The organism is Runella sp. R5_40, assembly GCF_057652295.1.
In genome coordinates, this window is the sequence record NZ_JBYFCH010000026.1 from 26,121 (window position 1) to 49,660 (window position 23,540).

Here is a 23,540-nt window from a genome sequence, read left to right on the forward strand (position 1 = left end):
ATGTATCTGTACTTTTATCCTTACTTCCCTCCCGTTTTTCGGAAGTAATTGTCGGCTTCTCGTTTGTAGAAAGGTGCAAAACTTGGCGGCACTGTGCGCAACAACTCCGTTTGGCGTTGCTTTTCTTTGACGTATTGTTCAAAAGCCGCAGGCGGTGTTTTGGGTTGAGGCTTGGCCGTTTCCGATTTCCGCTGGTTGTCTTCTTCTTGCTGACGGAGCGCTTTTTCTGACTCCAACAACCGCGTCACAATCTCCTCTTGGCGTTTTATCAAATTAGGATTCACCCGTTTATTCACCAAATCGGTTTCGGTTTCATCCATTTTTTGCATCAAATCTTTGACTTCATTTCCCAGCTTTTTACCAGCTTCTGTCCCCTTCTGCGAATCCATCAGTTCTTTCATCATCTGACGAATCATGGCTTGTTCAGCCGCCATTTTAGCCAACTGTTCCGACATTTGGCGCCCTCCCATGCCACCTTGGCCACCTTGTTGGTTTTTCTGAAGTTGCTGAATCCGCTGATTTAGTTGCTTTTGTAAATCACCCATGCTTTGCCCTGGATTCTTCCCTTTTCCTTTTTTGCTACCTTTCCCTGGCATACTCATGGCCATCATGGCAGCTTGCATTTGTTGGAGGGTTTGGCTCAACATCAACGACAAATTATTCATCGACGTCATGGCAAATTGCTGCTTGCTGGTGGCCATATTCAGACGGCGTTCGCGAATAAAACGCGTACTTTCGGTCATGTGAAACTTCATGTCGTTCAGTTCGCGGGTGACAAACGTCTGAATTTGCATCACCCGTTTCGCCAACGCGTAGAGGCTATCTTCAATCACCTTGGCGTCGTCTTGTAGCTTGAGTTGGTCTTGTGCCAATTTGACAAAACGAGGGTCTTGCAGCCCTACGCCGCGAAAATCTTTCATTACGCGTTCTTGGTCAAACGACAAATGAATGAGGTTTTCGAGAATATCGCGGAGGTTGTCAATGTTTTCGTCCATCGCTTCCATTTCGGCACTTTCCATCGACTCCTGCATTTTCTGCGCCATTTTTCTCATCGACTTCGCCGCATTTTTCTGCGATTTAGAGGCGCTCTTGTTTTGCTTTTGTTGCAACTGTTTCGAGCTGTTGTCTTGTTCCTGATCGACATCCTTTTGGTCTTCTTTGCCCGTATCAATGTCATTTTTATCGTCTAGCTCTTCATTGAGTTTTTCAAGTTCCTCAATGTCTTTTTTGGTTTCGTCAAACTCTTTGTTCAACTCTTCCTGTTCTTTTTTGAGCTCTTCTTGTTTCTGCTCCTGTTCTTTGTTTTGACCGTCTTTATTTTGTTGGTCTTTACCCTTTTGGTCTTTCTCTTTTTGCTCTTGTTCTTTGGCCAACTGTTCCGCTTTTTCGGCAAGTTTTTCTTCTTTTTCCGCCATTTCGTTCAAATCCTTCTGAATTTGCTCGGCTTTTTGCTGCACCTGCATTTGTTTGAACATCTCAAGGGCTTTCTCAATTTCCTTTTGCGCGTTAAACTCCTTGTTTTTCAGCTTGTTCATCAACTCCTGCATTTTATCATCGCGCTGTTGTTGATCCAGTAATTTTTCAAGTTGTTCGTACAATTTTTGCGTTTCTGGGTCGAGCAATTCCTTCATCAGTTTTTGCAACTGTTCCATTTTTTGCTTCATCTCAGGACTTTGCTCCGAAAATCTATCTTGCTTTTCTTGCGAAGTTTGCGCTTGTTCCTGCATACTTTTCATATCGTTTTGCAGTTCATCGCGTTTTTTCAACAAGTCTTCAATTTGTTTTTTGTCCTTAAAATCCAACTCTTTTTCACTCTTCAAACGCTGGTCGAGTTTTTCGATTTCTTTTTGTAGGCTCTTTGCTTTTTGAAGGGTTTTGTTGATTTGGGCCTCAGTTTTTTCGGCCGATTTTTCGGCTTCAGCCCGCACCTCTTCTTTCGACGGAACGGCAAAATCAATCATGCGCGACTTGGCCGATTTCGGTCCGTTTACGCCGTCGTTGTCCCACACCTGAACGTAGTATTCGATGCGGTCGCCAGGTGTCAGGCGAAGGCTATCAACATACCACTGAAAATAGAACGTTTGGCTCGTCGTAGATTTATTAAAAGGAATACTAAATCCTTTGTAAGCCACTTTTTTAGGGTCGGTTTTATCGGTTTTGCGGCGCAAATTATAAAAGATCCGCAGGTTAGAAAAACCGTAGTCGTCGGCTATATTTCCTCCCAACACAAAATAATTATACAAGGTCGTATCTTGGTAATTCTCAAGGGTCAGTGTTGGGTACTTGTCGTTGATGACATTGAGGAAATAGCTTATTTTCTCGCGGTTTTGCGAATCATCGTTTTTGAGTTTGATTTCGTAATTTCCCGAGCGGCGCACCGTACGTTTAAACTCGTAGCCCCCCGTCAGTTTGCTCTCGGCCGTATAGGCTTTTTGATCACCTTCAAAAGCCAATGACATGTCTTTGGTGGCATCCGTATTAAAATCCCAGCTAATGGTTGTCCCTTCAGGAATCGTCAAATTCCCCACGTTGCTTAACTGTTCAGCAGGTTTTCCCAAATACGCAGGATAATTTAACGTAACATCAAAAGAAAGCAAACTTGGGCGTTCGGCCACGGTCAATTCATACTCTTTTGACTTATAACCCGCTGCCTCAAATTGAAAATCAATCGGACGTTGCACGTTTTTGAAGGTATAAGAATACGTATTATTGTCTTCGGCATCAAGTTTAAACTTTGCCTTGTTGTGCACTACATAGACAGCTTCTGGCAAAGCCCCACCTGCCAACGACAACCGAAGCGTAAAGTCCTCATTACGAAACGCTTTCAGATTTGGATTATCTAATTGAAAAGTAAAAGGAGCGTCGTTAAATTCTTTTTCAAAGTGAATGATACGGTCAGAACTGCTTGCAAAAAAGCGGGGATTGATGGCCAAAACCAACGCAATTGCGGCCAATGGATAAACCGCATATTTGAGGTAACGGCGGTTTTGCTCGATTTTGATGGCATCCGAAAACCGAACAATCATCAATTGCTTTGATTTCTGCTGAATACTGGCTTCAATCAAGTCGGTTTGCTGTCCCGATAAGCCGCGAAGCTGGAGGGTATTAACAAGTTTATCGCCAATTTCGGGAAAAAAGCTTCCGATTTGGTTGGCGGCTTCTTCGTCCGACAGTGATTTACGCAACCCCCACAAATGAAAAATAGGGATGGCTACCCAGCGCACAAGGGCATAGCCCAAAATGCCAATAAATCCATAAAAAAGCGCCGCACGTACGCCCGAACTAAATCGCCCAAAGTACTCTAACGTGTTGACAAACAGATAGGCTGACAAAACAAAAGCGGCTGCAAAGATGACGCCTTTTATGAGCTGATTGAGGTAAAATTTCCGTTTGTACTCACCAATGCGCTCCAGCAGTACGGAAAGGGTTGGGGTTGTCATAAACTCGATTTTTTTATTGGCTGGTGTTTAGTCAATAGTAGAATAACTCCTTGTACGAAGAATACGTTTAAAGATAACGCAAAAATGATGCAAAAAGTAATGGTTTGCCAGAAAGATTCTGCGGATAACGCATTTTGGGGGACATGTTTAGGCTTTTTGCCGACGATTGCTGTTTTTTATTTTCTTGAACCATGTAAGACATTTAAGGGATTATAAGAAAACCTTCTATGCTCTTATATGTCTTATATAGTTCATAAAAAACATTATTCTCCAGGTTTATAGGTTCGTTCGGCATTTGCCAAAACATCCTTTTTATAAAAAAAGATTTCCTTAAACTGCGCATGGATATATCCATTGACTTGGTCGGTATAGTGAGGAGAAGTAGAATTTGTACTAGCTCCACCTGTCAGCACAGTTTTGGCTTTCAGCACGTTGCCAAATTCAACTGCTGCCACAAACGTATTACCTGTGACGCCATAACGAGCCTTGGTTTGGGGTGATTTCCGACTCACATACGCATTGAGCGAACCCATGTACCCAGGTGTAGCAGGTACTGCCCAGCTTTTCTCTGTGTCACTAAAAGGTTTCCCCTCCACTGGACGCTGAAAACGATTGATTTTTCCCCAAGAAACCTCCCAAGTACCAAAGTCTTTCCGCAAATCCATCACTACCTGACTAAGCATCTTCACTTGTTCGGCAGGCGACAAAAAATCAACCGACAAATTGGAGCCGTTGGTTACGGAGTATTGTTCTTCATTCGTGATGGGTCTTGGTAATTTGGCCACGTTCATTTGTACCAATCGTTCTGTCCACAATACGGCCAAGGTCGTTGCTACGGAGGAAGTATCCGTACGATAATCCCAAGTGCTCAACGTTTTGATTACCCCTGCCAAAGCAGCAAAAACCGTATCATTTTTCACCTTCTCGAATGAGGCAATCAGCGGAGGAATAAAACGAACAGCATTTGGCAAATAAGGGTCGTGAGCGGCTTTAATTACGTCGTCTAAGGTCGCATTTTGAAGCTGACTTAACACCCGAACGGCATTGACTGCTCTTGGCGTATTTCCGTCAGGAAGCATATAAAGGGGCTTTTGATTCATGACCGAATCAAACTTTCCTGCGGCATACAAAGGCGTGGAATTACAGTTTTGTACCCAGCCGTTGGCAGGATTGATGTAATGTGGCAATTCCTCCAATGCGTGCGTTCCTTGCCATTCCGTATCTCTCGTACTGCCGTCCACTTGGCGTTTCCAGTCGTAGGAAGGGTTACGTTTTGGCACAAAATTGCCGTGCCAGTAACCAATATTACCATCGCGGTCGGCATAAACAATGTTATTCCCCACCATCACGCGTTTGTTGAGCACCTTGGTAAATTGCGTCAGATTTTTTGCCTTCATTTTTTGCCAGTTTACTGCCAACAAATCAATATTCGACTCTTGGGATTTGAGACTTATCCACTTTTTATTGCGTACTGCCACCACTGGGCCGTGGTGAGTATGGTAGATAGTAAATGTTTTTGACAACAACTCCTCTCCTTTTTTGTACTTCAGCGTTACTTTTGAACTATCAACTGCTTTCGATTTACCCTCGTACTGATAAACATAGCCATTTCCTTTTCGGGTTACGGCCTCGGCATACAGGTCTTTCCCATCCGACAGCGTCACAGGGTGCATCCAGCCCAAATGTTCGTTAAATCCCTGAAAAATATTGAATTGTCCCAAAAATGGAGCTCCGTAGGAATTAAGTCCTTCTTCGCTCACGAGATGAATTTCGATACGGCCATAAAACTCGGAGTGGGGGTTGATGAGTAAAATAGCGTTTTTGTTTTGTGTCCGTGAAGGAGCAATGGCCCAGCCATTTGACCCACCCGCTTGCTGAAAGTCATGTTCGAGCGATGGATTTACAGAAGCCAATGAAACGCTGGCATCTTTCCCGTAAAATGTCCGAAATTCAGCCTCGGTCAAGTTGCTGTTGGCAATGGAAGGGATGTTGTTCATCAATGCCATCCAAGGCTCAACGCGCGTCAGTAACCTAGGCTTTATTTGGGGATGGGAAATCAAATAAAAATTAATCCCAGCGGCGTAGGCATCGCACAATTTGCGTAACCATTTGGGCGAGCGATGGTACAGTTGAAGCGCTTTGGTAGGGTCAATAAACGTCCTTGCCCATAAATCTTGGTACAAATCCGACTCCCCGTTCACTTCTGCTTGTCGTCCAAGTCTAACGATCAATGAGTTTTCTACTTTAGCAAAAAACTCTTCGCACTGAACGTACATCATCCCAAACACGGCGTCGGCGTCGGTTTTCGTATATACGTGAGGCACCCCCCACTTGTCTTTGACGATGGTGATTTGGTTGGCTTGCTGCTGCAACTTGGCAACTTCTTCCGTTGAGAAATTTTGGGCAAAAGCGAACGATTGTACTAAAAAACCAATAAGGGTTGGAAAAATAAAACGATGAAGCATGATGAAGAGTAAAGTTTAGGTTAACGAAAAAATCAGGTTTTAACTTGTTTATCTAGAATTTGTGAGTTAGAATTGCTTGCTATTCCGAGTAAATCTACTGAAAATATCCTTGCCATGAAACCTATTTTACCTTCATTAACTGCATCAAACGTTTGCAAATGGCTTTTTTTAGTTTTGACGAGCGTTTTGGGAACGCTTCCTACGCAGGCCCAGACCATTACCGACAATGCCTTTGCAGGAGCCATTCGAGAGGTGTGTCCAACTTGTATTGACGGCGCCAACAAGCTGCTTTTCCCCGCAACGAGCCTTACGTCTTTGGACATTTCTAACAAAGGAATCAGTGACTTAACTGGGATTGGTGGGTTTACGTCGTTAAAATCACTGAATTGCCACAGTAACAAACTCACCCAATTACCAACCCTTCCAGCTACCCTGACGACCCTCCAGTGTGATGTCAACCAAATCACGAGTTTACCAATTTTGCCTGCGGGTTTGACTACCCTATCTTGCAGCTACAATCAGCTACCATTTTTGCCCAATCTTCCCACTACCCTAACGGCGTTGGCCTGCAACAACAACCAGCTTACCAACTTACCTGACCTCCCAAACACGCTGACATCGCTCACCTGTTCCAACAATCAGTTGGCGGCCCTGCCAAATGCCTTGCCTGTGGGTCTTAAAACATTGTTTTGTTTATCCAACAAACTCACCCAATTACCCACTCTACCAAACAGCCTCACGACTTTGTACTGTCAGGAGAATCAAATCAGCTGTTTGCCAGCTTTACCCAGTTCTCTGTCTGTTTTGTATTTAGATACCGATAAAATTAACTGCTTACCCACAGTCGTTTCAGGCTTGAAGGTTTATAATGCGAAAGGAAATCTTGCGGAATGGATGGGGGCTTGTGTAAAAATACCTGACCCAAAATTTGCCGACGCCATTCGTAGTTCCTGCCCTCAGTGTGTTGATCAATGCGGCAATCTAACGCCTGCTGCTTCAACAGTTCAATACCTTTACCTTCAAAACAAGGACATTGTTTCAATAAGTGGAATCGACCAATTCAGTTCGCTACAAACCCTATATTGTAGCAGAAATAAGCTCAAAACAATTCCTGATAATTTGCCTGCTAGTTTAAGAGAACTCAACATTGATTACAACGAACTAAGTACGCTACCCAAACTTCCCACTGGAATCACTAGCCTAAATTGTAGTAACAATAAAATTACTTCCATTCAAGATTTACCTACTTCACTTACAACCTTTTATTGTAATCAAAACCAGTTAGTCCAATTGACCAATCTGCCATCTGGATTGACGTACCTCAATTGCTATGGCAATTTTTTAACTTCTTTACCAGCACTTCCATCAAATTTAATCACCTTACTTGCTAACAACAATAAGTTGGCAAGTTTACCAAGCTTACCTGAAAAACTACAACAAATAGAGATTGCTTTTAATCTACTTTCCAAACTTCCTCAGTTGCCCAGCCAACTTTATACACTGATCTGCAACAATAACAATTTAGAATGTTTACCTACATTACCTCCAAACATATCGACCTTAAATATTGCCAACACTAATATCACCTGTGTCCCAAATAAACCCAGCAATATTTATATTGTCTCAAATGGCGTAAATATTTCCACTTGTGGATTTAGCGACCCAAATTTAACGGCATCTATTAAACAAACTTGTCCAAGTTGTTTTGATGAATGTGGCCGTCCCAATCCTTCCGAAATCAGCAAAATAAAAACACTTGATTTGAGCAACAAAAACATTTCAACTATTTCAGAAATTGAGTTATTTACCTCACTTGAGTCTTTAAACTTGAGTCATAATCCACTAATCAAGTGTATTTCGTTTCTCCCAGCATCATTAACATCACTCACTATTGATACCACAACTATTCGGTGTTTACCCCCAAGCTTATCATCGTTAAAGGTTTATAATGCTTCAGGTGGACTAGTAGTCAACTTCCCAACTTGTGTAACTATCAAAGATGTCCAGTTTGCTAGTTCAATCAGAAGTAGTTGCATTAATTGCATTAACGAATGTAATCAATTAATGCCTGCTTCAAGCACACTAAAAAGTTTATCTTGCTTCAATGTAAAAGACTTATCACATATTGAAAATTTTACAAGTCTCGATGAATTCACTTGCTACGGTTGTGAAGGAAGTGAATTGCCTAAATTTCCCAAAAACTTAAAAAAACTCAGATGGACAAGTGGATTTTTATTGAAAACTTCTAACTTACCTACAAACCTTTTTAGTCTAAATTTAAGCAACAATAAAATTACACAAATTGAATCATTACCTACCTCACTAAATGATTTTGACATAAGTTACAATCAGTTAGTCACTATTAAAGGTCTCCCTAATTCAATAAAAATACTCAACATAGAATACAACCAAATTCAAGAAATTGAAAGCTTGCCGAGTGAATTAACTATTTTAACCTGTGATAATAACCAAATTAAATCACTTCCTTCACTTCCTAAGAATTTACAATTTTTAAATTGTGGATATAATAAATTAACATCGCTACCAGAATTACCTAATAATCTTGTAAGGTTATACTGTGGAAATAACTTTGATTTAGCTTGTCTTCCACTTTTACCAAATTCTTTAGAAGAACTTATCATTGTCGGAAATTCGAAAATTACCTGTCTTCCCAACAAAGTATCGCTTCACTATTTCGTAAACAATGGTAATTCGTCGCTTCCGCTTTGTGGGTTAGCAGACATCAACCTTGTGAAGTCGATTCAGGGACAATGTCCTACTTGTTTTGACGCCTGTTTTAATCTTAATAAGAGTGAAGCAGAAAAAATAAAAATTATTGATTTAACAACCAAACCAATAGTCAGCTTGAACGGAATAGAACTGTTCTCGAATCTAGAAACTTTAATTTTAGCTGACATACCTGCTAATTGTATCACAGCTCTACCAAATTCGCTCACCTCTCTGACCATTGACCCAGAAAAGATCACATGCTTGCCCGCTCACAACGCTAGTTTAAAAGTGTATAATAGTGCAAATCAGCTCATTCCTACACCACCACAGTGCACTAATCGTATTTCAGACTTAAATTTTGCAGATGCTATCCGACGGAATTGTCCCACTTGCATTGATGAATGTAACCAACTCTTGCCTCCTGCAAATCAGCTCGGTTCACTATCTATTGCTTACTCAAATATCAAAGACATTACAGGTATTTCTAAGTTTAGTTCTCTAAAAAGTCTAACTGTAAGTAATAACTTGCTTACCTTCCTTCCAGAATTACCAGCTTTACTTTCGTACATCGATGTCAGTAATAATTTGTTAACTAGAATATCAAACCTACCTAGCAAAATAACAACCCTCATTTGTTCATTCAATAAAATTTCCAAAATCGACAGTTTACCATCACAACTTCAATCAATTGAATGCAATAATAATGAACTAGAGTTCATCCCTACATTACCAGAAAACCTACAAACTTTAGCACTTAATAACAATTTACCATTAAAATGTTTACCTTTTCTTCCGCAGCGTTTACAGTCATTATATATTTTCAATAGTCCTCTTGTTACTTGTTTACCAAACAAACCTTCTAACTTGTATATTTCGCGCGAAGAGAATAATCCAATTAACCTTTGTGGGCTCCCAAACGAGAATCTTCAAAAATCTGTTCAGAGTATTTGTCCTACTTGTTTTGATGAATGTAGCAAATTAATAATGTCAGAAGCTAACAAAATTACAGTACTCAATCTTTCTAATGTAAACCTTTCAAGTCTAGTGGGTATTGAGGCATTTAAAAACCTAGATTCATTAGTAATAGCTAACAATTCAATTACTTGCTTACCTATTCTACCATCAAATATCAACTCAATTACGATTGATTCTTCAAAAATCAAATGTATTAATTCTTCGAATTCAAATTTACGAGTGTATGCAAGCAATGGAAAGCGCATTACTAAACCGACTTCCTGTGGAACATACATTCCAGACATAAATTTTGCCAATGCTATTCGGCGAAGCTGTTCAAACTGTATCGATGATTGTAATTATTTATTGCCACCTGCCGCATCACTCACGTCCCTTTCAATAGCCTACAGCAATATAACCGATTTAACTGGCATTGAAGGATTCGCGTCTCTTCAGTCTCTGTATGTTTCTGGAAATTTACTCAAAACATTACCCACATTGCCCTCTACTTTACGCACACTCGAATTAAGGGCTAATGCTTTACAATCCATTCCCTCTCTGCCTGATAATATTACTGAATTATACATCAGTAATAACTCCTTAACACAGTTACCTACGCTTCCAAACAGGTTACAAAGACTAGATTTAATCAACAATAAAATTTCAACAATTCCGACGCTACCCTCTACTTTAATCGACCTACGTTGTTCTTCTAATCAAATCACCTGCCTTCCATCCCTGCCCTTTTCACTTACTTATTTACAATTCGACAGTCACAAAATTGGATGCTTAAAAAACCTAAAAAGCGGAATTTCATTGATTGGCTATAATAATGCTTCGTTTACCACTTACCCCGAATGTAGCAACCCCATTATTCTTTCGGACGTTACGGCCAATACCCCTAATCCTGTGACACCAAGCACAACAGTTTCATTGACTGTAAAACGCAACTATACAGGTACTGTAGCCATAAAATGGCAGCGTAAAAAGTTAAACGACAGTGATTATTCTGACTTAAAAATTGATACCATCGCGACCGCTTCGAATGCCGACTTTATCTATACAATCCCCAACGTAACTGTCGCCGACAATGGCAGTGAGTATCGGTTGGTGGTCACTTCTGCTTGTTCTGGAACATTCACCGCCAAAGCATTTACGTTGGCCGTGAATGATAAATCGCTGTCGCCACCCACAATCACGGCAAGCCCACGAGATACAGTCTGTTTATCCCAAACAATTCGGCTCACTTCCAGTTGTCCTCCCACCTCCGCTACCCTTTGGAGCACAGGAGAAAACGCACCATTTATCGACATCCATTCGTCCACGCAAACAAGTCGAACCTTTACGGCAAAATGCAGCACAGGCGCCATTCAATCGGCCGAAAGCCCCGTTAAAACCATTTTTTGGAAACCTTTTAATGTGATTCTCATCAACATTGGCCAGTCAAAAAGCGCGACCAAACAAGGCCAAAACATCGCTCTTTTTTCTTGGATTAACCAATTTGTTTACTCAGACAAAGGCCCTCCGTTGACATTTAGCTCACAAACAAACCCTAGCATCTATTATCTTGACAATCCCAACAAAATTCAACCTCGTTTTTGGACAGCTTACGTTGATATTTGTGATGTTTCTAGCGAAGGATCGGTTTCGTTTGACATGCTAGCGACTCCAGAGATTGGTATTCCCGTTTCCTTCAATACGCATGAAAATAATGCACCCTATTTTATGTACGCCAATAGAGACGGTTTTACTGAGTTATACGCCCAAAACCACCCTAATTTTGGTTTCTATGCAGAAAACGAAAATAAACAAAACCGCTACGACGATGGACTACCAGCAGGTTTGTACAAACTCAGTATTCGTTATTGGCCTCAAAAAGGGATGGGCCTAACCCCTTCGCTACGGTTTCCTCAAGGGTCATCCACTTCTTACCAAGAACACTGGTTTCGTATTCAATCAAAGATGGGGGCTTCCTCGGCTAGGCGCTCCGTTGATTCATTGCCAGACGCTCCTTTATTTAGTATTACGCCCAATCCAGCCGCTGCCACCGCCGTTCTCAGCGCAAAACAAGCCAAACACCAAGAAATTCAGTATGAATGGGTGGACGTTACTGGGCGAGTGCATCACAAAAGTCAATTTGTCGCCGAAACAGACAATCACACGGAGCAGCTTAACATTACGCGCTTGCCAACGGGGCTTTATTTCCTACGAATAACCACCCCAACCCAGCAAGTAAATTTGAAAGTAACCAAACTAGATTAACCTCCCCAAAGCCGACCAACCGTCGGCTTTTTTTAGTACTTTCGCCTCCCTAAACTGAACCATTTCAACCTCATGAAACGATTTTTGTTGGCCTTTTCATCGGTAGTTTGCCTGAGTGTTTGTGGCTTTGCGCAACCTGCACCCAAACAAGCGCAGTGGTCAAAATTATACATCGCTCCCGACAAACGGGTCATTTCGCGCGGCGATAGCAAACCGTTCTTTTGGTTGGGAGATACCGCTTGGGAATTGTTTCATCGGTTGACCAAAGACGAGGCTGATTTTTACCTCAAACGTCGTGCAGAACAAGGCTTTACCGTCATTCAAGCCGTGGCTTTGGCAGAGTTTGACGGACTGGGGCAGCCCAACCAATACGGACAGCTTCCCTTAAAAAACAATGACCCTTCACAGCCCAATGAGTTGTATTTCCAACACGTTGACTATGTAGTAGACAAAGCAGCCTCGTTGGGGCTTGTGATTGGAATGCTGCCTACGTGGGGGGATAAATTTAACAAAAAATGGGGTGTCGGCCCCGAGGTTTTTACCCCCGAAAATGCCCGACTATATGGCCAATGGCTTGGAAAGCGTTATAAAGGCAAGCCCATCGTTTGGATTTTGGGCGGCGACCGTAACCCCGAAACCGAAAAACATTTTGCTATCATCAATGCCATGGCCGAGGGCCTCAAAGCGGGTCACGGAGGCACTCAACTTATGACCTACCATCCAACAGGCGGCAGCAATTCAGCCGCGTTTTTCCACAAAGAAAACTGGCTCAATTTCAACATGTTTCAGTCAGGGCACTCGGCAAAAAACGCCAAAAACTACGTCATGCAGCGCCAGAATTACCAACTTTTTCCCGTAAAGCCTACCCTCGATGGTGAACCACGCTACGAAGACCATCCGATTGATTGGAAACCTGAAAAAGATTATTTCAATTCGCACGATGTTCGGCAGGCCGCTTGGTGGGCGATGCTTTCGGGTGGTGCAGGCCATACCTACGGCGATCATAACGTTTGGCAGTTTTTTGACCCAAACCGCAATCCCGCCATTTCGGTAGCCCGCACGCATTGGCGGTCAGCCACAAATCACGAAGGGGCTTGGCAAATGGGATACATGCGTAAACTTTTTGAAGCCTATCCTTGGGCGCAACTAATACCCGACCAAGGCGTTCTAAAAAATGACAACTCCGAAGATGCTGGGTATCAAATGGCTGCCATTGGTGAAAATAAAGATTTTATGTTTGCTTATTCTCCAACAGGAAAACCATTAAAAATTGACCTTTCCAAATTCTCCATCCCTCAGCTCAAAGCCACTTGGTTTAACCCCCGCGATGGTGTTTCAACGCCAATTGGAGCCGTAAAAAACGAAGGTATTCAAGAATTTAAACCTCCCGTAGCCTGCCCTACTTGTGATTGGACACTTGTGATTGGGAAATAAGAGACGCAAATGTGTAAGAGAGGAGTGATGAGAGAGGAGTTAGGAGTTATAAGTGTGCAAGGAGCAAAGGGCAAGAGGCAAAGGGCAAAGTGCAAGAGGCAAAGGGCAAAATAGCAATGGGGTACTTTTTTGGGAACCCGAAAGACCAAACAGAAAACAAGAAACAGATAAATGAATTTCCCCTTATTTGTAGCGCGTCGTTATTTTACTTCTAAGAAAAAGAAAAGCTTTATTAGTCTCATTTCCAACATTTCGATGTTGGGTGTGGGAGTTGGGACAATGGCATTGGTGATTGTGATGTCGGTCTTTAATGGCATGGGAGAATTGAATCGACAGCTATTTCGAAGTTTCGATCCCGACCTTAAAGTGACACCCGCTCAAGGCAAGCGGTTTACCCTTTCATCCAAAACATTGACTGCATTACGGGCAACGGAAGGCGTTAAGTTTGTAACCCAAGTAGTAGAAGACAATGCCCTTGCCACCTACGGCGACCGTCGGGTAGTGACCAAAATCAAGGGAGTGGATGAGACATTTATTCAGCGCCACCAGTTAGATACCGCGATGATTGAAGGAAAATTTGCCCTGACCACCAACAATGAACCCAAAGCAATTGTCGGTGGAACGGTGCAGCAACTGCTTGGCATTTCGGTCAACAATCAGTTTACTCCCCTCGAACTCGCCTACCCTCGTTCGGACGTAAAAACGCTTAATTTGACCAATGCTAACGCTTTTAACCAACAAATCATTCGCGTGGGAGGCGTTTATATGCTCGAACTTCGGTTTGATGATTACGTGATTGTACCCCTCGAATTTGCCACTGAGCTACTTGGCTATGGCAACCAACGTTCAGCGCTTGAAATTCAGCTTCAACCCAATGCAAAATCCGCTCAAGTACAAACCCAAATCCAAACCCTTCTTGGAGATAAATTTGTGGTACGTACCCGCGATGAGCAAAACGCCGATCTTTTACGCGCCATTCGCATCGAAAAATTGTTTGTTACCGTCACCCTTGGACTCATTATTTTGGTGGCAGCGGTCAATATTTTCTTTTCACTTTCGATGTTGGTGATTGAAAAACGAGACGATATTAAAATGCTGTTTGCCATGGGTGCCACTGCCTCCACCGTTCAACGTATCTTTTTGCTAGAAGGCAGCTTGGTGGCATTCACTGGAGCGTTTATTGGACTGATTTTGGGCATCATTGTCTGTTGGTTTCAGCAAACTTACGGCCTTGTCTCCATGGGAATGGTGAGTTCGGTGGTGGATGCTTATCCCGTAAAAATGGAGTGGCCAGACTTTGTCATTACGGCTGTCACCGTCATTTCCATCACGATTTTGGTGTCGTTTATTCCTGCTCAACGTGCAAGCCGACTTTAATTTAAGGCTGACATTTTGACCGAAACAAGCAATCTAACCCTTAAAATGTCATTAAACTGCTGACAAAAAGCTAATTTTGTAGCAAATTCCCAAAGCGGGTGCGATATTTGTGATATAGAAAAATACATAAACCGTTGGCCTTTGTTGGTTGACTCATACAGTAACAATGATTAAATTCCTCACAAAAAGTTTTTCTGGGCTGTTTGGGACCAAATCGGAACGTGATTTGAAAGAACTTGCCCCCTACGTGGACAAAGTAAATGCTGAATTTGCTAAACTACGTACACTCAGCCATGACCAGCTTCGAAACGCAACGCAAGAACTCAAGACTTTTATTGCGAATGAACTCAAGGCCATCGACGACCAAATAGACGCGCTGCGCCAGCAAGTGGCTACCAATGCCGACATGGACGTTGATGCCAAAGAGAACATTTTCAAAAAAATTGATAGCTTAGGGCTTGAGCGCGACAAAGAGTTGGAAAAAGTCCTGATGCAGATTTTGCCCACTGCCTTTGCCATTGTCAAAGAAACGGCGCGTCGTTTTACCGAAAATGAAAGTCTTGAGGTCACTGCCAGTCTTTTAGACCACGAACTCGCAATTAGGAAGAATCATATTACCATCGACGGCGATAAGGCTGTTTGGAGAACGACCTGGGATGTGGCAGGCCACCCTATCAAGTGGAACATGGTTCACTATGATGTTCAAATAATCGGTGGAACGGTATTGCACCAAGGGAAAATTTCCGAAATGGCTACGGGTGAAGGGAAAACCCTCGTTGCAACGCTACCTGCTTTCTTAAATGCCATCGCAGGCCAAGGCGTGCACGTCGTGACGGTCAACGACTACCTTGCCCGCCGCGATAGTGAGTGGAATGCCCCATTGTTTGAGTTTCATGGTTTGCGCGTTGATTGTATCGACCGCCACCAACCCAATACGTACGCGCGCCGCCAAGCCTACTTGGCTGACATCACCTACGGAACCAACAACGAATTTGGTTTTGACTACCTTCGCGACAACATGGCGCACTCGCCCGAAGAGCTTGTGCAACGCAAACACCACTTTGCCATGGTCGATGAGGTTGACTCCGTTTTGGTGGACGATGCCCGTACACCTTTGATTATCAGCGGCCCTGTACCTCGTGGCGACGAACAAGATTTTGCCGAGCTTAAACCCCGCGTATCGCGCATTGTCGAAGCCCAAAAACGCCTCGTGACAGATTTGCTCAATGAAGCCAAAAAGAAAATTGCGGCTGGCGACAAAAAAGAAGGAGGTTTGGCCCTTTTCCGCGCGCACCGTGGTTTCCCAAAATACAAACCGCTTATTAAATTCTTGAGTGAAACGGGTATTAAAACCCTCATGCAAGAAACGGAGAAAATCTATTTGGCAGAAAACCAAAAGTTGATGCCAGAAGCCGATGCTCCACTCTATTTTACCATTGAAGAAAAAAACAATAGCATCGAGCTTACTGAAAAGGGGCTCGACTATATGACAGGCTCAGCCGAAGACCCTAACTTCTTCGTATTGCCTGACTTGTCGATTGATTTGAATTTGATTGACAAAGATTCTGAGCTTACCGATCAACAAAAACTTCTTCGCAAAGAAGAAGTCTTGCGCGATTATTCGGTCAAAACGCAGCGTATTCACACCATCCAGCAGTTGTTGAAAGCCTATTCGTTGTTTGAACGTGACGTGGACTATGTGTTGATGGACGGAAAGGTAAAAATCGTTGACGAACAAACGGGCCGTATCATGGAAGGTCGCCGTTGGTCAGATGGATTGCACCAAGCCGTTGAAGCCAAAGAAAACGTAAAAGTAGAAGACGCTACACAGACCTACGCCACGGTTACGCTCCAAAACTACTTCCGTATGTACCACAAGCTTTGTGGTATGACAGGTACCGCCCAAACCGAAGCAGGTGAATTCTGGACGATTTATAAGTTGGACGTGGTTAGTATTCCTACCAACATTCCGATTGCACGTAAAGACGAAGAAGATAAGGTGTATCGTTCGGTACGGGAGAAATACAACGCCGTGGTGGACGAAATCGTTGAGTTGGTAGGCAAAGGACGCCCTGTGTTGGTGGGTACAACTTCGGTCGAAAACTCGGAGTTATTGAGCCGCATGCTTACCCTCCGTAAGATTCCACACCAAGTCTTGAACGCCAAACAACACCAACGTGAAGCCGAAATTGTGTCGGAAGCAGGGAAACCTGGTACGGTTACGATTGCGACCAACATGGCAGGTCGTGGTACCGACATCAAGCTTACACCAGAGTCAAAAGCTGCGGGAGGTTTGGCCATCATTGGTACCGAACGCCACGAAAGCCGTCGCGTTGACCGTCAGTTGCGGGGTCGTGCTGGTCGCCAAGGAGACCCAGGAACGTCGCAGTTCTTTGTGTCATTGGAAGATGGGCTGATGCGTATGTTTGGTTCTGACCGCATCGCAGGTGTGATGGACCGCATGGGCTTGGAAGAAGGTGAAGTGATTCAGCACTCGATGGTGTCAAAGTCGATTGAAAGAGCGCAGAAAAAAGTCGAAGAAAACAACTTTGGTACACGTAAGCGCCTCCTCGAATACGATGACGTCATGAACATGCAACGTGAAAGCATCTACAAACGTCGTCGGAATGCCCTTTTTGGGGATCGTCTTGCAATTGACATTGCCGACACCATGTACGATGTTTGTAACGACATCATCAATAACACCGAAGGTAGCTACGAAGAACTCGAATTGGCCGTCATTACCAATTTTGGCATTGAACCACCATTTACGCGCGATGACTACAACAAGCTAAAACCTGAGCAGCGTATTCAACGCTTGTACGAAGCAGCTGAGAGCCACTATGCGAATAAAAATAAGTTCATTGCAGAGCAAGTGTTGCCTGTACTGAAACAAATCCACGAAGAACGCGGTGGAACCATCCAAGAAATCGTAATTCCGTTCACCGACGGTATCAAAGGCACGCAAATTGGCGTCAATCTCGTGAAGGCCATTGAATCAAACGGTCGTGAGATTGTGCGTGAAATGGAAAAATTTGTGGTTCTTTCGCTGATTGACCAAGAATGGAAAGAGCACCTTCGCGACATGGACGACCTCAAACAGTCGGTACAAAACGCCGCTTACGAACAAAAAGATCCGTTGTTGATCTATAAGTTTGAGTCGATTGAATTGTTCAAGAAGTTGATGAGCAAAGTCAATTTTGAGACAGTAAGTTTCTTAGTGAAATCGTTCATTCCACAAGAAGAACCACCACAGCAGCAATCGCAACGCCAAGTGCGTCAGCCTGAGCCAGAACTTCATACCAACCGCGAGGACGAGGAATTTGAAGAAGTAGGTGGCCCAGATGCCTACGCTGCTCGTCAGACCGAAAAAACGATGCCTGTACGTGCCATTAAAATCGCCGACCGTAACCAAAAAGTAACGGTTCAGTACCGCGATGGCCGTGTGGTAAAAGATGTAAAATACAAGAAAGTAGAACACGAAGTAGAACGCGGCGATTGTGTCGTCATCGCTTAAGTTCTGCTGTACTGAATAAACGAGAAAGCCCCGACCGCATGGTTGGGGCTTTCTCGTTTAAGTCCGGGTTGTGAGCAACCCTCTTCACTCTTGGTCTGGTTGTGAGCAACCCTTCACACAAAAGCGTCAGGATGTGAGCATCCCTCTTCACGGTTAGCGTGAGCCAAAGATAGCGCTACCTACGCGGACGAGCGTACTTCCCTCTTCTACCGCCAGCAGATAATCACCACTCATACCCATCGAAATTTCTTTGAGGCCAACATTTGCAGGGAAATCAGTCGCACGTACATTGAGCTTGTCAAAAAGCTGTTTTAACCCTCTAAATTCCAACCGTACTTGGGCTTCATCATCGGTGTTTGAAGCCATACCCATCAGCCCTACAATACGTACATTTTGCATTGATTTTAATTCCTCTGAAACCAGTAGCTCCTCTAGTTCTTCTTCAGAAAGTCCAAATTTTGTTTCTTCTTGGGCAATAAATACCTGCAACAAACAATCAATCACTCGGTTGTTTTTGGCCGCCTGTTTGTTGATTTCTTGCAACAATTTCAAGCTATCCACCGAATGAATCATGGCCACAAAAGAAGCCATGTATTTGACTTTATTGCTTTGTAAATGTCCAATCAAATGCCATTCAATGTCTTTCGGCATTTGTTCGTATTTACCCACCATTTCTTGCACTTTATTTTCGCCATACCGCTTAAAACCAGCCTGATATGCTTCCATGAGCATCTCAACAGGCTTGGTTTTGGTGACAGCAATGAGCCGTGCAGCAGGCGAAATTTCAGTTATTATTTGTTGTATATTTTCAGCAATACCCATCCTTCTTTGGCCTTTAAAAATCTAAATGACAATTGATCCACTCTCCATCCAAACGCGCGCCGTAGCGTTCATAAAACTTAATGGATGGCTCATTCCAATCCAGCACTTGCCACATTACCCCAGTACAATTTGTATCTTTTGCCTCTTGAACGGTGGTATCCAACAGCATCTTTCCCAATCCATGCCCCCGCATCGACTCCGTCACAATCAAATCCTCCAAATAGAGTCGTTTTCCTTTCCAAGTCGAGTAACGATAATAATAGAGCGAAATCCCGACGATTTGTCCATCTACCTCTGCCACAAAAAGGCCAAAAATGGGTTCTGGGCCAAAACCATCCTTCAACATCATTTCGGGGGTGTTGGTGACTTGCTCAGGCGCACGCTCATACAAGGCAAGCTCCTGAACCAAAGCGAATACTTGCGGCACATCTTCGGGTGTACCTTTACGAATGGTAATTTGCATAACTACTTACTTTGAAAAAAAATACTTGTTGTCTTCTAATTGAATATACTCGACGCCAGTTTTGTACCCTTGTACAATCAACCGTACAATGTCTTCCGATTGAAATTTGAGCATGTCCAAATGCAAAGGTTCGTGTGGACGAATCACCTTTAGCTTCAGCGGTCGCCCCTTTAGGTTTTCATTTTCGACATAGCTTTGCGCCCAAGCGATGTCACTGTTCACAATTTGGTTGACGTTGATGTCCTTTACTCGCTCCATCAATTGCAGTACATTTCGGTAATTGACCGTTTCGCCGTAAATATGTTCTGAGTGGCAAGCCACGCACACCACTTCGGTCGCTCCGTCTTCCAAGGCTGCTTTTAGAGGCGCAACCACCCTCAACCCTCCATCTAACAAGGCCGTTTTTCGTTGACCCTTGATTAAGACAGGCGGCATAATCGTAGGCAAAGAGCTGCTTGCAAGTACATAATCCAGAAAATCGGGTTCTTGGGGCGTGGCATACACCATTTTTCCGCTGATAACGTCCACCGCACCTACTTTGAGCTTGATAGGGCTTGTTCGTAAAATAAATTCATCCACGTTTGAACGCAACAAATTTTTTAGGGGCGTATTGTCCAAGAGGCCATCAAAACGGCTCGTAAGCGTATCAAAACCTAATGTAAGACGTGAGCGGGGTTTTGCAATTGCTTCGGGGCCTGTTATATTTTTGATCCAAAACTCAATGAGGAGGCGACTCAAACGCGGCCAATCAATTTTTTTATGCTCAATTGTCTGACGCCCCGCTTCGTTTACCAAATAACTTGCATTCAAACTGCCGACCGAGACTCCGTAAATCATGTCGGGTTCAAAACCCTCTTCTAAAATAGCTTGAATAACTCCCGCTTGAAATGCCCCTTTAAGCGAACCACCGCCCAATACTAATGCTCTCATACATCTATCTTTAGCCTGATTTTTTTATTTTCTTCACAAATTCCAAACAAATTATGCCACTTTGGTGTAATGTTAATAGATTTTGTCCCAAATTTGGCGTTTGTTAGACAACAAATCAAAAAAAGGTTAAAGTTGCAGGCACTTTCAGCTAAACTATTTTCCCCACATTCACTGTTTACTGAATAGCCCACTGATAATATGTCCCTCTCAATAAAAGATATTCAGGCGCCAATTGCCTCCGAAATGGATGCTTTTGAAAGCAAATTTCGGCAGTTTATGAAAAGCGAGGTGATGCTCCTCGACCAAATCATGAATTACATTGTCCGTCGTAAAGGCAAACAACTGAGACCCATGTTTGTTTTTTTAACGGCGGGCGTAAGTGGTACAATTACAGAAGCTACTTACCGTGGTGCTGCGCTTATCGAATTGCTTCATACTGCAACCCTTGTGCACGACGATGTGGTGGATGACTCCAACTACCGTCGCGGTTTTTTCTCGGTCAATGCCCTTTGGAAAAATAAAATTGCGGTATTAGTAGGCGACTACTTGCTCTCACGAGGGCTGCTTTTATCCGTTGACAATAAAGACTTTACGCTCCTACAGCTCGTATCAAATGCAGTTCGTGAAATGAGTGAGGGCGAATTGCTCCAATTGGCCAAAGCCCGTCGGTTAGATATTACGGAGGAAGTTTATTTTCAAATCATTCGGCAAAAAACGGCCTCGCTCATTGCTTCTTGCTGCGCCGTAGGTGCCCAGTCGGCAGGTGCGACCGAAGATTTAGTGGAAAAAATGAGGGAGTTTGGCGAAAAAGTGGGGCTTGCTTTCCAAATCAAAGATGATCTCTTTGACTTTGGCGATGCAGAAGTTGGCAAACCGCTCGGTATTGATATTAAAGAGAAAAAAATGACGCTTCCGCTCATTCATGCGCTGAGTCAGTCTTCTTGGAGTACCAAACGCCACATCATCAATCTCATTAAAAACCACAGCGACAAGCCGCAAAAAGTAGCAGAAGTCATCAAATTTGTTCGCGAATCGGGTGGCATCCAGTACGCTACACAGGCCATGCAGCGCTTGGTGGACGAGGCTAAGGTTATCTTGCATTCATTCCCCGAATCGGCGTATCGTAATTCCTTAGAAGGCTTGGTGCAGTTTACGATTGAACGTAATAAGTAAGACAAAAAAGCCCTTCTCCTAGACGAAGAAGGGCCGCAACATTTTGTGTTATTTCTTACAAACTCAGCATGTCTTTGAAACGGATGGCTTGGCGGCGCGAAATTTCTATTTTCTCCCCGCTTCCTCTCAACGTAACCAAAAGCCCTCCCGAAAACCACGGCTCAATTTTGTCAATCCACTGTAAATTGATGATGTGCTTGCGATTCGCACGGAAAAAGCATACGGGGTCAAGTCGCTCTTCTAAGGCGTTCAATGACTTGAGAACCAACGGTTTTTGATCATCAAAATGCAAACGCACATAGTTGCCCATCGACTCGAACAGACGCACCTTTCCTAATTTTACAAACCAACATTTTTCGCCGTCTTTGATAAAGACTTGGTCGTTTTCGCCCAAAATTTTACGTTCAGACACCGACTCTCCTTCGTGCTTGCGGTCAAATTCTTCAAAAACGCGGTGAACAGCCTCGCTCAAACGCGCCAAATCAATCGGCTTGAGAATGTAGTCCAAGGCATTGTATTCAAACGCTTTGAGCGCATATTCATCGTAGGCAGTTGTAAAAATCACCTCGGGAATGGTATCATCTTCGAGCGACTCCAACAATTCAAATCCATTTTTGCCAGGCATTTGAATATCCAAAAAAAGCAAGTCGGGGCGAAGCTCTTCTACGAGTTTTTTGGCTTCGTCGGCGTTGGCAGCTTCTCCCACTATTTCAATTTTAGGAAAATTTTCAAGTAAACGGCGCAATTCGTTCCGCGCCAACCGTTCATCATCAATAATAAGGGCTTTCATTCGTGGTAGTTAAGTGGGCAAGCCACGGTTATTGGTTATATATTAGTAGATTCTCTTACGACGTTTGGGAGGTCAATTTTGAAAAAGAAAGGCTGGAGCCACTCTTAAAAACGCCCTCGGTTTGGGTAGGAACGATGATTTCGGCCCGAACCACCTCTTCCGATTCTTGAAAGATTCGGAACTTGGCATCTTCACCGTACAACAAATGTAAGCGACGTTCGGTATTTTCAAGGCCAAATCCGCTGGCTTCTTTTTGTTTGTCAATGCTGTCTTTTTTGGCCAAAATGCCCGTATTTCGGATATGAATGTGTACATAATCGCCTTCAAGAAATGTCGTTACTTGCACAAACCCCCCACTCATGGCTTTTTGGACACCATGTTTGATGGCATTTTCGACCAAGGTTTGCAGCATCATGGGTGGTACTTGTAAGTAAACCGTTTTGGGATCAATGTGGAAGTCGGCTTTCAAACGTTCTTCATAACGAACTTTTTCAAGGCTTAAATAGTCTTCTACTGTTTTGAGTTCTTCCCGTAATTCAACGGTTTTTCGGCGGTCGGCCAACAACGAATTGCGAAGGATATTAGATAGCTGCGTAACACCTTGCTGTGCCTTGGAAGGGTCTTCCGACACCAACGCCCGAATCGAATTGAGGGCATTAAAAACAAAGTGTGGATTCAGCTGAGAACGAAGTACTTTGGCTTCCGACTCTTTGATGGAAGTTTTGAGTAAAATACGCTCGATTTCGGCATCTAGTTTGTGTTCTACGTAATGGTAAACCGTGTAGCTCAACACCCACATAAACATGCTTTTGCTCCATGAAAGCCAATCGGCAAAAAAGATATAAGGTTGACTTTTAAAGGTATCCTTTAAGACTTTTAAATCAATTGGGTAATTCATCAGGGTCATTAAAAGCCCTAAACTTAATCCAGAAATGATAACCCTGAGGGCGATTTGATACACGGGTAAGCTCACCCAATTTTGCTCCCGCACGATAAGGCGGTAAAAGTGGGTGAGTAAAACACAGACTAAAATATTAGCCAGAGCGAAAAAAAAGTCCCCTGTTGTGACTTCTCCTTCGAGGGTATAAATCGCTAATTCAGAAAGAATTAGCGCCGTCCATCCTCCAACTTGGCAAATCCAATATATTCTTTTTTTCGTCATTCGTTCAATTTATCTAATTTT

At 43.3% G+C, this 23,540-nt stretch carries 13 protein-coding genes and 1 pseudogene; 6 read left to right on the forward strand and 8 right to left on the reverse strand.

The window, feature by feature from the left end:
• Positions 1 to 20: 20 nt before the first annotated feature.
• The 3 genes from AC23N5_RS27510 to AC23N5_RS27520 all read right to left on the reverse strand — a co-directional run bounded on the left by AC23N5_RS27510 (position 21) and on the right by AC23N5_RS27520 (position 6,228).
• Entirely contained in the window at positions 21 to 3,440 is a 3,420-nt protein-coding gene (locus AC23N5_RS27510; RefSeq protein ID WP_487757995.1) for a DUF4175 family protein, read from the reverse strand.
• A 263-nt stretch (positions 3,441 to 3,703) separates the two neighbouring features.
• Positions 3,704 to 5,905: a penicillin acylase family protein gene (locus AC23N5_RS27515; RefSeq protein WP_487757996.1), complete on the reverse strand. Its 2,202-nt coding sequence runs from the start codon at positions 5,903 to 5,905 to the stop codon at positions 3,704 to 3,706.
• Between the two features lie 32 nt (positions 5,906 to 5,937).
• Positions 5,938 to 6,228, reverse strand: coding sequence for a hypothetical protein (locus AC23N5_RS27520; protein ID WP_487758021.1), 291 nt, complete (start codon positions 6,226 to 6,228; stop codon positions 5,938 to 5,940).
• Between AC23N5_RS27520 and AC23N5_RS27525 the strand changes: the two are divergent.
• The 5 genes and pseudogenes from AC23N5_RS27525 to secA all read left to right on the forward strand — a co-directional run.
• Positions 6,221 to 6,271: pseudogene (locus AC23N5_RS27525) on the forward strand (hypothetical protein); the annotation flags it as partial. The gene AC23N5_RS27520 and the pseudogene AC23N5_RS27525 overlap by 8 nt on opposite strands.
• Positions 6,272 to 6,436: 165 nt before the next feature.
• On the forward strand, positions 6,437 to 11,851 hold the full coding sequence (locus AC23N5_RS27530) for a T9SS type A sorting domain-containing protein (protein WP_487758020.1): 5,415 nt from the start codon (positions 6,437 to 6,439) through the stop codon (positions 11,849 to 11,851).
• Between the two features lie 72 nt (positions 11,852 to 11,923).
• Positions 11,924 to 13,285 (forward strand): glycoside hydrolase family 140 protein, encoded by a 1,362-nt coding sequence (locus tag AC23N5_RS27535; RefSeq protein WP_487757997.1) that lies wholly within the window; start codon positions 11,924 to 11,926, stop codon positions 13,283 to 13,285.
• Positions 13,286 to 13,456: 171 nt separating this feature from the next.
• Complete coding sequence (locus AC23N5_RS27540) at positions 13,457 to 14,662, forward strand: ABC transporter permease (protein ID WP_487757998.1); 1,206 nt, start codon at positions 13,457 to 13,459, stop codon at positions 14,660 to 14,662.
• Positions 14,663 to 14,828: 166 nt separating this feature from the next.
• Positions 14,829 to 18,179 (forward strand): preprotein translocase subunit SecA, encoded by a 3,351-nt coding sequence (gene secA / locus AC23N5_RS27545; RefSeq protein WP_487757999.1) that lies wholly within the window; start codon positions 14,829 to 14,831, stop codon positions 18,177 to 18,179.
• Positions 18,180 to 18,332: 153 nt separating this feature from the next.
• Here the strand turns inward: secA and AC23N5_RS27550 are convergent, their stop codons facing one another.
• From AC23N5_RS27550 to AC23N5_RS27560, 3 genes are read right to left on the reverse strand one after another with little or no spacing between them, the layout of a single operon-like run.
• Positions 18,333 to 19,001, reverse strand: coding sequence for a YggS family pyridoxal phosphate-dependent enzyme (locus AC23N5_RS27550; RefSeq protein WP_487758000.1), 669 nt, complete (start codon positions 18,999 to 19,001; stop codon positions 18,333 to 18,335).
• A 13-nt stretch (positions 19,002 to 19,014) separates the two neighbouring features.
• Entirely contained in the window at positions 19,015 to 19,464 is a 450-nt protein-coding gene (locus AC23N5_RS27555) for a GNAT family N-acetyltransferase (RefSeq protein ID WP_028526189.1), read from the reverse strand.
• A gap of 6 nt (positions 19,465 to 19,470) precedes the next feature.
• Positions 19,471 to 20,394 (reverse strand): patatin-like phospholipase family protein, encoded by a 924-nt coding sequence (locus AC23N5_RS27560; protein WP_183977820.1) that lies wholly within the window; start codon positions 20,392 to 20,394, stop codon positions 19,471 to 19,473.
• A 198-nt stretch (positions 20,395 to 20,592) separates the two neighbouring features.
• Here AC23N5_RS27560 and AC23N5_RS27565 point away from each other — a divergent pair, with 198 nt between their 5' ends.
• A complete protein-coding gene (locus AC23N5_RS27565) occupies positions 20,593 to 21,567 on the forward strand; it encodes a polyprenyl synthetase family protein (protein ID WP_028526188.1) in 975 nt (324 codons plus the stop codon).
• A gap of 55 nt (positions 21,568 to 21,622) precedes the next feature.
• Here AC23N5_RS27565 and AC23N5_RS27570 read toward each other — a convergent pair whose 3' ends face one another.
• Together AC23N5_RS27570 and AC23N5_RS27575 are read right to left on the reverse strand one after the other, a co-directional pair.
• Positions 21,623 to 22,357: a LytR/AlgR family response regulator transcription factor gene (locus AC23N5_RS27570; RefSeq protein WP_122930971.1), complete on the reverse strand. Its 735-nt coding sequence runs from the start codon at positions 22,355 to 22,357 to the stop codon at positions 21,623 to 21,625.
• A 55-nt stretch (positions 22,358 to 22,412) separates the two neighbouring features.
• Complete coding sequence (locus AC23N5_RS27575; protein WP_183977819.1) at positions 22,413 to 23,519, reverse strand: sensor histidine kinase; 1,107 nt, start codon at positions 23,517 to 23,519, stop codon at positions 22,413 to 22,415.
• Positions 23,520 to 23,540 lie beyond the last annotated feature (21 nt).